Source organism: Enterococcus sp. 9E7_DIV0242 (assembly GCF_002140975.2).
In the GTDB taxonomy this organism is placed as follows: Bacteria; Bacillota; Bacilli; order Lactobacillales; family Enterococcaceae; genus Enterococcus_L; species Enterococcus_L clewellii.
Map to the genome: position 1 here is coordinate 461,412 of NZ_CP147247.1, position 12,798 is coordinate 474,209.

12 protein-coding genes are annotated in these 12,798 nt (G+C 40.0%); 2 read left to right on the plus strand and 10 right to left on the minus strand.

All coding sequences use genetic code 11. The annotated features are described in order from the left end of the window. Positions 1–143 precede the first annotated feature (143 nt). Entirely contained in the window at positions 144–1,172 is a 1,029-nt protein-coding gene (gene galE / locus A5888_RS02230) for a UDP-glucose 4-epimerase GalE (protein WP_086347633.1), read from the minus strand. Positions 1,173–1,537: 365 nt separating this feature from the next. On the opposite strand from galE, the gene A5888_RS02235 reads away from it, so the two are divergent. Then, a complete protein-coding gene (locus tag A5888_RS02235; RefSeq protein ID WP_086347634.1) occupies positions 1,538–1,738 on the plus strand; it encodes a hypothetical protein in 201 nt (66 codons plus the stop codon). 230 nt (positions 1,739–1,968) lie between these two features. Here A5888_RS02235 and A5888_RS02240 read toward each other — a convergent pair whose 3' ends face one another. Beyond that, positions 1,969–2,481 carry an adenine phosphoribosyltransferase gene (locus tag A5888_RS02240; RefSeq protein WP_086347635.1) on the minus strand — a complete coding sequence of 171 codons (513 nt, stop codon included), beginning with the start codon at positions 2,479–2,481 and terminating at the stop codon, positions 1,969–1,971. 1 nt (position 2,482) lies between these two features. Beyond that, positions 2,483–4,795 (minus strand): single-stranded-DNA-specific exonuclease RecJ, encoded by a 2,313-nt coding sequence (gene recJ / locus A5888_RS02245; protein WP_339101883.1) that lies wholly within the window; start codon positions 4,793–4,795, stop codon positions 2,483–2,485. A gap of 483 nt (positions 4,796–5,278) precedes the next feature. Here recJ and A5888_RS02250 point away from each other — a divergent pair, with 483 nt between their 5' ends. Beyond that, positions 5,279–5,626, plus strand: coding sequence for a hypothetical protein (locus A5888_RS02250; RefSeq protein ID WP_086347637.1), 348 nt, complete (start codon positions 5,279–5,281; stop codon positions 5,624–5,626). Positions 5,627–5,781: 155 nt separating this feature from the next. Here A5888_RS02250 and A5888_RS02255 read toward each other — a convergent pair whose 3' ends face one another. From A5888_RS02255 to A5888_RS02285, 7 genes are all read right to left on the minus strand, one after another. Next, on the minus strand, positions 5,782–6,177 hold the full coding sequence (locus A5888_RS02255) for a LapA family protein (RefSeq protein ID WP_086347638.1): 396 nt from the start codon (positions 6,175–6,177) through the stop codon (positions 5,782–5,784). Between the two features lie 18 nt (positions 6,178–6,195). Continuing rightward, positions 6,196–6,996 (minus strand): SDR family NAD(P)-dependent oxidoreductase, encoded by an 801-nt coding sequence (locus tag A5888_RS02260; protein WP_086347639.1) that lies wholly within the window; start codon positions 6,994–6,996, stop codon positions 6,196–6,198. A 12-nt stretch (positions 6,997–7,008) separates the two neighbouring features. Continuing rightward, entirely contained in the window at positions 7,009–7,947 is a 939-nt protein-coding gene (gene rnz, locus A5888_RS02265; RefSeq protein ID WP_086347640.1) for a ribonuclease Z, read from the minus strand. Positions 7,948–8,018: 71 nt separating this feature from the next. Continuing rightward, positions 8,019–9,344, minus strand: a complete 1,326-nt coding sequence (locus A5888_RS02270; protein WP_086347641.1) for a sensor histidine kinase — start codon at positions 9,342–9,344, stop codon at positions 8,019–8,021. Then, a complete protein-coding gene (locus A5888_RS02275; protein ID WP_086347642.1) occupies positions 9,341–10,030 on the minus strand; it encodes a response regulator transcription factor in 690 nt (229 codons plus the stop codon). Before A5888_RS02275 ends, A5888_RS02270 begins: the two co-directional genes overlap by 4 nt. 124 nt (positions 10,031–10,154) lie before the next feature. Next, positions 10,155–10,721 carry a DUF1269 domain-containing protein gene (locus A5888_RS02280; protein WP_086347643.1) on the minus strand — a complete coding sequence of 189 codons (567 nt, stop codon included), beginning with the start codon at positions 10,719–10,721 and terminating at the stop codon, positions 10,155–10,157. A gap of 182 nt (positions 10,722–10,903) precedes the next feature. Continuing rightward, a complete protein-coding gene (locus tag A5888_RS02285; protein WP_086347644.1) occupies positions 10,904–12,793 on the minus strand; it encodes a carbohydrate-binding domain-containing protein in 1,890 nt (629 codons plus the stop codon). Positions 12,794–12,798: the final 5 nt, after the last annotated feature.

Here is a 12,798-nt window from a genome sequence, read left to right on the forward strand (position 1 = left end):
AGTTTTATCTTTTTTGAAGATGGTAAGTTTCAAAAAATATTGATTCAGCTTACATAATACAGAGCAACATCAGAAAACTGTCGTTCCTCTTAGCGTGATTACGTAGCTTCTTTCTTTACTAGTGAAGCCGTAGTTTGCCACTATTACTTCGCATACCCATTTGGATGCTTCTGTTGCCAGTTCCACGTATCTATACACATTTCTTCGAGCGTATACACTGGCTTCCAGTTAAGCATTTGCTCGGCTTTTTCAATAGAAGCAAAGGATTCTGCAATATCCCCCTCACGTTTCGTTGTATATTCGAAAGGAATGTCTCTTTCCGTTACTTTTTCGAAGGATCGAAGAATTTCTAGAACAGAGTATCCTTTCCCACTTCCCAGATTAATGGCCTCGAATCCAGCTATTTCATTCGGGGACTCCAATAAATAGTTCATGGCCGAAATGTGCCCTTGAGCCAAATCATCAATATGCAAATAGTCTCTGATACTAGTGCCATCAGGCGTAGGGAAATCATGGCCCAAAACATGTAGTATTGGCAGCTTTCCAAGCGCGACTTGAGTAATATAAGGGGCCAGATTATTTGGTAATCCATTCGGATCCTCACCTAAATCTCCGCTTTTATGCGCACCCAAGGGATTGAAAAATCGTAAGGCTATCAAATGCCAGCGTTGATCTGAAACGGACAGATCCTGCAAAATTTGCTCGATCATCTGTTTGCTTTTTCCATAGGTGTTGACTGGCGAACAGCCATCTACCTCTCTAATTGGCAGTATTTTGGGTTCCCCATAAACCGTAGCTGATGAACTGAAAACTAAGTTAAATACTTCATTTTCCTGCATAACAGTCAGCAAGCTCAACATAATCTCCAAATTATTTCTGTAATAAGCTAACGGGATTTTTGAAGATTCTCCTACCGATTTATATCCGGCAAAATTAATGACACCTGAAATGTCATTCTCATCGAATATCGTTCTGATCGCTTCTTTTTTAGTAAGATCGACTTCATAGTTTTTGACCTTCTTACCAGTAATAGCCTCAATAGCTTGGATCACTGCTGCATTTGAATTGCTAAAATCGTCTGCAATCACCACATCAACATCTTGTTCTAATAGCTTGACCGCCGTATGTGAACCGACATACCCTGCCCCACCGGCAATTAAAATTGCTGCCATTATTCTTGCCTCACTTCCTGTATTTTCTTGGTGCCCTTCTGAGAGAATTACTTAATTAGCCAACACATCCCTCATACAACTCATTTTATCGAGTTTCTCTAAGGACAATTAGGAGATATCTCATAGAATAATAAAGAAATTCTATTTTTGCGAACGAAATTTTTCAACGTATATCACTTTTATCAACAATATATTTGTTAAAGTATAACGTCTTTTTCGTTGCTCTATCAACTGATTGGAAAAGGAGGAGTGTTCTTTTATTTTTTATAAGCAAAAAAATGGAGGTTTCCACTTTACAAACCGAACAAACATTCGTATAATAACATTACGAACAAATGTTCGATTCTTTTGTGAGGTGATGAAAAATGAAAGCAGTACGTCGTGGCGGGTTCATATTTTTTGTTTTATTTATTGGTATTTTTCTAGGTACGTTGGGCTTAAAAGCTGCATTGCTGATCGTCGGCCCACTATTTATCATATGGTTTATGCTATGGGATGAAAAACGCTATACGCAACAACGTAGAAGACAGGAAGAACGTTATACTGTCTATCGAAAATATCAATAATTTACTTGGTTGATCACCGAGTCTGTATTGACAGACATACTACTGTTCCAGTCTAATCAGTGAAGCTTCTAACTAGTAGCCCCCTACTAAAACAGAAGTACCGAACTGTATTTTTTCAGGTGCAGCATCAATCAAATTCAAATAGAGAAGAGAGCCTGAGGTTTTATTATCTCAGGCTCTCTTCTCGTAGTATAATTTTAGAAGTAGTAGCTTAAAGGCAGCTGTTTCTATTAATAATCCATTAATGTAACGATCTCGTAATTAGCAATTTTATCTCTGCCATGTAAATCAAGCAATTCAATCAGGAAGGCACAGCCCACTACAACACCGCCCAATTCTTCAACCAGTTTTGTCGTTGCTTCAATGGTTCCACCAGTTGCAAGTAAATCATCACAAATCAGAACTCTTTGTCCAGGCAAGATGGCATCCTTATGGATAGTCAATGTATCTGTCCCATACTCTAAGTCATAAGTCACTTCAATTGTTTCACGAGGAAGCTTCCCTTTTTTACGGACTGGCGCAAAACCCACACCTAATTCATAAGCAACTGGACAGCCAACAATAAAACCTCTGGCTTCAGGTCCGACAACCATATCGATCCGTTTTTCCTTTGCATAATCGACGATTTGTTTTGTTGCTTCACGATACGCATCTCCATTCGCCATCAAGGGAGAAATATCGCGGAAAACGATGCCCTTTTCAGGATAATCCGGTATGCTGGCAATGTAATCTTTTAAGTTCATGTTATTTTTCCTCCTCGTTCAACAACCACTGTAATAGAGCCTTGCGATCGCTGTACAATAAAAATTCTTCTATTTTAATTTGCTTCAAACGTTTTTGGTAAACCGTACTTTCCGTTAACGGATGGTTTTCAGGAGCTGGTACATTCCTTAAAACGCCGTCTTCTATTGTAACAAATCCTAAATCAAAAAACACCTGAATCATAAAAATTAATAGTTTTTCTTGGATATTCAGAAATTGTGCCACTGCTTTTAATTTATAACGAATGTCAATCTTTTCCTGTTTACGGATCAAAGCATACAGCTTTGAATATTGGTCTCTTGTTCCCATCCCATTCAAATATGCTTCATCAGTAGACAGACCCATGATATAGATACGGCTGACCTCTGATCGAGTAATAAGCTGCTTCATATCTTTCATGTCATCCGGGCAGTCTACAAATACAAGCTGCTCGATTATTAACTCTTGGGTTTCAGTAAAGAATTGTTCCACTGTCGTAAAATGAATAGTGTTAGCAGTTTCGCCCTTGATTAATTTGATACTTTCCTTTTGGAAATAGACAAATATGGTTTGATCTGTTGGAATTTCTTGCTGCTGATTTGTTCTTCCACGAAGATCAAACAATTGCAATTCTTCGATCGCATAATCCTCTGCCATCAGCTGCGGCTTTTTATTCCCATTCCATTCATTGATAGATAGCTTTCCAGCAATACTACAAGGGATGTCTGAAAATTCCTTTGCCTCTTTCCCCATTTGAAAAGCAATAACATCTAAATTGGCTGAGCCATCTGTCAGCTGCAGCTTTAAATGATTTTGTGCTGCCCCTATTTGTCGAACATCAACAGCTCGTACCTGTTTATACGCAAAGCTCGGCATAGGGTTGTCTGTTCCAAACGGTGCAAGTAGCTTCAGTTGATCAATAAAGGGAATTGTTGTTGCTTCAATCGTCAACACTTCATCAATGATCAACTCCTGACCTTGAGAAAGATCCAATTGGTTTCTTTCAATGTAATCAGCTAAATGCGTACGAATCTTCTCAATATTTTCAACTGGCAAGGTCATCCCGGCAGCCATATGATGACCACCAAAGTGTGTGAATAGATCCCTGATTTCATTTAATGCCTCATAAAGATTTAAGGCTGATACGCTTCGCCCAGACCCTTTTGCTGATTCACCCGCTTCGTCGATTGTCAGAACAATAGCTGGTTTTCCTGTCTCCTGCATGATACGCCCTGCAACAATCCCAAGTACTCCTTCATGCCAACCCTTTTGTGCTAAAACATGAATCTGGTCATTTGGATCAAGCAATTCAAAAGCTTCCGTAGTGATTGTGTCGACTATTGTTTTTCGCTCTGTATTCTTTTCTTCAATAAATGCAGCAATCTCCATCGCTTGTTCTTCGTCAAAGGTCGTCATTAATTCAACGCCAGGTGCTGCTTCGCCTAATCTCCCTAAGGCATTAAGACGCGGACCGATGGCAAACCCGATGTTTTCTTCTGATAAGCCATCTTTTTTCAAACCAGCTGAATGGATAAGTGCATCTAAGCCAATTCGATCACCTGATTGGATCATTTTCAAGCCAAGCTGAACCAAAGCACGGTTTTCACCAGTCAGCGAAACAAGATCCGCGATCGTTCCGATCGAAACAAGATCAAGAAACTCGACAGGTACCTCTCCTAACAAGGCAGAAGCAACCTTAAAGGCTACACCTACACCTGCAAGATCTGGGAATGGATACATCCCCTCAGGATGCTTAGGATGAATAACAGCAAACGCATCAGGCAGTTCTTCCGGCAGCTCATGATGATCAGTAATGATCACATCCACTCCCTGCTCTTGTGCGAAAGCTACTGCTTCATGACCAGCTACACCATTATCTACAGTCACAACCAACTGAATGCCTTCTTCGATTTTTTCTTTAAAAACAGTCAAGTTTGGGCCGTAGCCATGAACAAATCGATTTGGCAGAAAGTAATCCACCTCACCTCCAATTAGTTCAAGTGCTTCCTTCATCACCGTTGTACTGGTAATCCCATCCGCATCGTAATCACCATAGACCAGAATTCGTTCCCCCTGTTCAATAGCTTGTTGGATACGTTCAACTGCTTTGTCCATATCATGAATCAAATAAGGATCGTGCAGAGATTCTAATGTAGGCGCAAGAAATCCTTCTAATTGCTCCGCTGTGTGAATCCCTCGTTGCCATAACAGCTTCCCAATCAAAGGACTGATTTTTTTTTCGTTCAGCAATCCATTGAACTCTTCAGAAAAAGTTGGGTTTTCCGGATATCTCCATATGTATTTCGATTTTTTCACATCGTCACTCCTAACCAAGTAATTATATCAAAATAACGATAAAAACTAAAGATAAGCCCATTTGAATTTTTATAAGATGCTCCATTCTACGATAGCCAACTGTTTCCGGCTTTTCATAGCCTCCTTCAATTGTTTTTTTATTTCTTAACTGATTTAGATCAGAAGCAAGGCCAACAGAAGGATCAAAAAAAGAGTCCGGGACATAAATAAATTCCCGGACTCTTAGCATGCCTAATTCCGAATAAACGGTGGGACAGAAGCAACTTCTTCGACAATAAGTCGAAATTCAGCAAAAATTTGTGTGCAATTTTCGTGAATTCCGCCTTATTGCTTGAAGCTGAACACTTCTGTCCCAACCTCTTGTAGTGAAGAAAAAGCCATTTATGTCATGAGATACTGTAAATTGGTAATATAAAAACACAGTGCTTATTTTTTATTTTACTCTGATATAATTAAGTAAAACAGAGTTTATGGAGGTGCTTTATGTTTAATGAAATATGCATTTATGAAGCAAAATTAACAAAGTTAGATGAAATCGAAGAGTTGATGAAAGAAGTAGCTCAGTTCTATTTAAGTCAAGAGGGGGTTATTGATGTTCACTATATAAAACGCACTCATAGGCAAAAGGATTTTAATGCTGTTAAAAAGGGAGAATTGCCTATCCGTCTTACAAGAAACATCGGTAAAGTAACTTATGTATTACAGTGGGTATTGGAAAATGAAGAAACTCATGCACGAGTATCGAAACTTGGTATAGAACGATTTTACAAACGCTGGAACCGGTGTTTAACCACAATGCCTAAAATAATATTAGGAGAAAACATTGTCTAACCGACTAACTCGAGAATTAAAGAGTGTGGTTACGCTGTCGGTCAGTCATATTTAAAGTGTGAGACAATTTTTCTTCTACTTTTTGTCTCACACTTCTATTATATCTATTCACCAAAATTAAAAATTTTATTTACTTTATAAAAGGATAAAGTTGTTTATTTAATAAGCTCATCTTGCTTTTCCAAGGGTATGCCAGTATTGCTTTCAAGAAGATGATCGTATTTTTGCTGCAGCTCAGCCAACTGATTCTCATTGCTACGTTGTGTACGCTCCACAGCTTCTTGAACAAGTCGATCCGTTTCTTCTTTATACATGTCTTTATCTTTGATTAAATCCTTGATGCGTTTTTTTTGATCAAGAATCGTTGTCACAGAAGTAATTACGCCGACTAAAGCACCAATAATCGCTGAACCTAAAATAATCAAAATCAACGGTCCGGATATTTTGGCAAACCCAAAATTGACAGGAACATTCTGGCTGTTCAACACAGCAAATACAACAATCACAAGAACAAGCAATAACCCTACAATCACACGCCACTGATTTTTCATCACGAGCGCCTCCCAAATTTATTTTTTGTTGAAGATGCCGCCAGCTAAATAATCACCAACATGAGGAAGCAATGTGTAGAATCTAGCTGCTGCCTCCATCACTCTAGGACGATTGATTTCACGTTTATTCGTTCCCATGGCTTGAACAATTTCTTGTGCAAGCTTTTCAGGTTCCAAAACGAACATTCCCAAAGACTCAAGGTAGTTTCCTGAAGGATCGGCTTGCTCAAAGAAGTTTGTTGAAATCGGTCCAGGATTTACTGTTGTTACAGCAATTCCCAAGGGTTTCAGTTCCAAACGAAGTGCATTTGAAAACCCAAGAACTGCGAATTTTGTTGCAGAATAAATAGATGTTCTTGGTGTTGCCATTTTAGCCGCCATGGATGCAATATTAATGATGTGTCCACGTTGATTTTCCGCCATTTGAATCGCTATCTTTTGTGTAAAGACCATCATCCCAAGAACATTCACATTGAACATACTTCGTGCAACGGCCATATCCGCTTCCAGAAAATCATCAAAAACACCAAAGCCCGCATTATTCACTAAAATATCAACAGGTCCTACTTCATCATTGATTCGCGCAATCACGTGCTCAACATTATCAGGATCAGCAATATCTAATTGAAATGAATGCGCTTCTTTTCCGCTAAGCACTTCACATTGTTCTTTTACTTTTCCAATAAGGTTGATTCTTCTTGCGCAGACAACAACGATTGCCCCTCGACGTGCTGCTTCATAACAAATTTGTTCGCCCAAGCCTGCAGAACCACCCGTTACTACAACAACCTTATCCGTTAAATCCTGCCAAAATCTCATGCTTACTTCCCCCTATTTTTCAGATTCATTAAATGGAATATCAACAATATCCATATCCTTCACAGCTTTTACAAAAGGAAAGAGTTCCTTTGCTTCATTTTCCAAGTTAATAATGTCTTTTGTCAAATATCTAGCACTGATATGCGTCAACAACAGCATATTGACCTTTGCTGCACTAGCGACTTCTGCCGCATGGTGACTCGTTGAGTGGAAATGAGCTCTAGCCATCTGACCTTCCTCTTTGTTGTAGGTACTCTCGTGAACAAGTACATCCGCGCCTTTAGCCAGTAAGACACTATTCGCAGTTTTTCTCGTATCACCCAAAATAGTAACGATCCTGCCCTTTTTCTTTTGACCAACGAAATCTTTCCCATTGACTACCTGTCCATCTGGAAGTGTTACTGTTTCGCCACGTTTGATTTTTCCATATATAGGACCTGACGGAATGCCCAACTCTTTCAGTTTTTCAACCTGCAGTTCTCCTTCATGATCCGCTTCAACAATACGATAACCAAAGCTTAAAATCCCATGTTCCAAAGGCAAGCATTCCACAGAAAATTGGGCGTCTTCAAACACTTTCCCCCCCTCTGTCAGCTCATGATAAACGATGGGGTAAGAAAGGCGTGTCTTGGAAACGGTCAGTGAAGTTTCGACAAATTCTTTGATTCCAAGAGGGCCATAAAGGTCTAACTGCTCGTCGCCTCCTTGAAAAGAACGACTACTCAGCAGACCCGGTAATCCGAAAATATGATCCCCGTGCAAATGGGTAATAAAAATTTTTTCGATTTTTCTTGGTCGAATACTACTCTTTAATATTTGCATCTGTGTTCCTTCGCCGCAATCAAACAACCAGACAGCATTGATTTCATCTAGCATTTTTAAAGCAACACTACTTACATTACGATGTCTTGCCGGAACTCCGGCACCTGTACCCAAAAATTGTAATTCCATTGATTCCCTTACTTTCCATTAGATTTCTTTCTCCATTTTAGAAGAAAGTCCGTATATTAGCAAATAAAAGTTTATCCTTTCAACGGTAAGGTGACCGTAAAGGTTGTTCCTTTTGGCTCAGTGTCTGAGACCGCCATTTTCCCATGATGAGCTTCAACGATCCATTTTGCAATTGCCAAGCCAATGCCATAGCCTCCGGTCTTTCGATTCCGCGATTGCTCTCCTCGATAAAATCGGTCAAAGATTTCCTTTTTCTGTTCATCGGCTATCCCTATGCCATAATCCACTACTTGAATAATCCATTCGTTTTTGTCAATTTTAGAAGTTAGCTCCAATGGGTCCTTTTCATTTGTATACTTTAGCGCGTTATCCAATAAAATCACTAATAACTGTTGGATTTTTTGACGATCGATTTCTGCTTGACCATCCTTTTGTAAGCGAAGTGTAAGCTCTTTGTTTTCAGCCTGAGCCAGCTCTTGATAAGGAGCCACGACTGTTTCCAGGAAATGATTGATATTGATTGGCTCTTTTTCCAATATAATGGCATTGGAGTCTGAACGTGCCAACAAAAGTAAATCATTTGTCAACTGCCCTAATCGCTGCACCTCGGTTAGTGAGGTTGCGATTGTCTCCGATTCCTCAAGAATCGTATGATTTGGTTTGGTAAACAGCTTTTCCAGCTTTGCTTGGATGATCGTCAACGGTGTTCGAAGCTCATGAGAAGCATTTTCCACAAACTCCTGTTGTTTCCGCCAAGACACCATGATTGGCTTCATCGACCATTTCGATAAGAAATAACTCAAAATAATGGACAATACACCAAAAATGACCATACAAGCAATCAAAATTTGCTTCACTCGTTCAACCGTTCCTTTGATAGGATCTGTGTTTGTCAAAATTTGAATATAAGCGACATTTTTTGTATTGTTGTTCATTATAGGCACCATGATTGAACGAAATTGTAACTTTCGATCATTGCTGTCTGTTATCTCAATGTTAGTCACCGTTTCCAACTGATCTGTAGAAAACTGAATATCCTGCAAGTCGTTGTAACGCGAACCCAGGCTTTGTTCGTTTACGATTTCTCCATCTGCTGTCCAAAGAATCACTTGCTGTTGAAAGTTATTTGGTGGTGTCTTTGTTCCTTTTTCAGAATCAAAAAAAGTATTATTTCCGGGAAACTGACCTGTCCGGTCGATTTCCAGCATTCGAATCTGTCCCTCTAAAAAGGTTTCATTTCCAGCAAGATGATTCAGCTCTGTATCTACACTTTGATAAATAGAGGTCTGCAATAGTTGAAAAACAATAATGCCTAAAATCAAAAAAATACTTGCAAAGGAAATCATGTTGACAATAAAATAGCGTATTCGTTGGTTACCATTGCCTTGCTTTTTCATGTGTCTTGTCCTTCCTCCGGTTGAAACAGATAGCCAACATTCCTCAAGGTCTTAATCCATTTATCCAGTTCAAAAGGCTTTAAGTGTTTTCTCAAATTGCTCATATATACTTCTACCACCGTTAAGGTCGTATCTGACTGAAAGCCCCAAATTCGATCAAACAGCTGGTCCTTAGTAATAATTCGTCCTTTATTCTGTACTAAATAGAGTAACAAATCAAACTCTTTTCCCTGAAGTTGGATTTCCTGTTCGTTATAACGAACTTGCCGATTATCAATTTCAATGCACAGCTGCCCAACAGTTAACTCATTTTTAGGATTCAATCCCATCGAGCGACGAATCAACGCTTGCGCTCGCATCAATAGCTCTTCTCTATGAAACGGCTTGGTGAGATAATCATCGCCACCGTTTTTGAATCCGTTGACCTTATCTGCCAAACCATCTTTGGCCGTCAAGATCAGAACAGGGGTGTATATTTTCTTCTCTCGTAATTTTGTAAGTACTTCTTCACCGGAAAGACTGGGCAGCATCAAATCAAGAACGATCAACTCATAGACTTCCCGTTCTCCCTCATAAAGTGCCTCTTCGCCATCATAGACTTGCTCTACCTCACCTATTTCCGAAAGAATTTCTTGAATACTATCCGATAAAACCTCATCATCTTCAACTAAAAGTATTTTTAACATTCCTGTCACCTTCGTTCCATTATTGTTTTATGTATAAATACAAAAGATGAGACAACTCTAAACTACAAATTGTCCCACCCATTTGATTGATGATTCATCCATAAATTCTAAGTCGTTCTAAAAATCAATTTGAATTGCCCTTCTTTTCGCCTTCATCCAACCAAGCATCAGTTGCTGTCTCTTGCACTTTCTTCTCAACAGCCTTTGCTTTCTCGATTTCCTTTGTCACATCGTCATAATCAAGACGTGTGATTTCCCCGCCTAACTCATTCATTATCAGCTGATTTAAGGGACGATTGTCCTCTTCTTCTCCAATCAGGATCAAGCCTGTTTGTCCATCAGTGATTTTCTCTGTCATAAATTGAAAAACAGATTGTGCGCCCTGAATTTCCTTGGCATCCTGTGTTGCACCAATCAGGCTTCCGGCAAACCATCCTAGTAATATACCTAAAGGCCCACCTAAAATACCGATGACCATTCCGATTAAACTATCTTTAGAGGTATGATCGTTTCCTGTAAAATCTAAAAAATCATTGATTTTAAACTGATGTGCGCCTTCACTGGTATGTGTAACAACAGCCATCTGTTCGCCTTTGATCTGACGTCCCGCATGCAGTTTTTTAATTTCGGAAAATGCTTGGTAAGCTTGACTTTCTACATCAAAATTCATGATGATGACACGTTTAGACATTTTACCACCTCATTTGACTTATTTTCTTTATTCTATCAATAAATCGCTGGTTTGGGAAACGAAAATCATTTTTTACTCATTACTATCTTCCTTTAAGTTAGCGAATACTCGTACCTAAAATTGATAGGTTTCATTTCGTGTAATTTAGGCTCACTTTTCTGGTTTTCCTGCTTATCCAACAATCACCATCCGCCACCAGGACCGCCGCCCATTTGATTATTCGATGCCGCGGAACCATCCTGAGAAACAGAGGTCATTTGCCCGCTTAATGTTAAATTGCCTAGCTCAGAGCCACCTTCATAGCTGCCTTCTTGATACAGACCAAACACTGATGTACCGGAGCTTGTTCCACCAGAAGATAGGGTGAGGGTTTCACCGGTAGTCATTTCAGGTGTACTTACAACCAAATGTTGGAATTCCTTTGTCGGCTGAAATGTAGCAATCGTTTTTCCACTACTGTCTTTGAGGTTGATGATCGTGTCTGCACTTTGTGTGGAAGTAAAGTAAATACCCACTGTAGCCTGAGCAGAGCTATCACTTACACCCATAGCCATACCATTGCTTCCGCTTGCTGCAAGTGTTCCACCATCCATAGAAAAGGTTCCTTCGTAATCCAGCGCACCATTCCCGCCATTCACAGGTCCATTAACAAGCAATATCCCGCCATTCATACGAATGTCACCATTACTGTCAACTCCGTCTCCTTCAGCTTCGACATAGATTGTCCCACCGTTGATTTCCAAGTATTTGCTGCTGTCAGCGGCTTCCGGGCCGCCGCCAAAGTTATCACCACCGAATGCACCGGACTCTCCGTCACTACCGCCGGCAGCATTGATACCATCATCTGAAGCATGAACTTCTATCGTGCCGTTATTGATCGTAACAGTTGATCCTTCCAAGCCTTCATAGGACTCAGCAACTGTGATTGTCCCATTATTGATCACCAAATCCGTATCGGCATGTATCCCATCATCGCCGCTATTCATCGTGAACGCACCGCCATTGATCGTCACTGCACCGTTTCCGTGAATACTATCATCTGCAGTATTAAGCGTATAGCTTCCTTCATCAATTGTTATAGCACCAGAAGCTTTCAGCCCTTTGTAGCTTGCAGTAGCATCAATTGATGTATCTGTACTACCTTGAGCAGTCTGAATCGTCATAGTCGCTGTAGCAATAGACATACTTGTTTCAGCTTGAATACCATCCGTTCCTGTGGTCAGAGTAAATGACCCGTTATCTATACCAATCCAGCCCTTTGTTGCATCTGTTGCATTATCAGACTGAATCCCGTCTCCTTCCGTCGTGGTAATGTTGAATGTGCCACCGGCAATCGAAATGGAGTCTTTTCCTTTGATGCCATTATTCTTTGCAGTAACATGGATATTTCCATTTGTAATAACCAAATCATCTTTACTTTGTATTCCATTGTTATACTGTCCGTTGACGGTCAATTTTCCGGAACCATTGATTGTCAGATCATCTTTGCTGAAAAACGCCGCATTTGGATCGGTCTCATCTGCACTGGCATAGGTATAGTCACTACCATCTGTCAACGTATTTTCAGAGCCCTCTGCCAGTGTCGTAATCACCTTCTCCGCCTGTTCCACATAAATGGCAGCAGAATCATCATTTGTAATAGTTACACCATTAAGTACTAGCTTGACAGTTGCTTGAGCTGCGGTCACCTTGATTTGACCTTCATAGTTTCCGGATAAAATATAGGTTCCTCCAGCACTGATTGTCAGTACCTGACTGCTCTCCGAAGCACCTGAACCGGAAATTTCGCTACTTGTTCCATTTAATTTAATACTGGTTGCACTAGCTTCGTCATAGCTATCATCAAAATCTTCCTCATCATATGTACCGTACTTCGTTTCATCAATACTCGTTGTATTGACTGAAGTTAACTCATTTGAGCTTTCCACCTGACTATCACTTGATGTGAGCGAAGCTTGCACCGTTTGGTTGGTTGTTTCATTGGAGCTTGTATTTCCATCTGTTTTCTGACACCCGGTAAAAAGGAGCAATGCACTGGTTATCAACGATAGTTTTATCGCCATTTTTTTCATTTCAG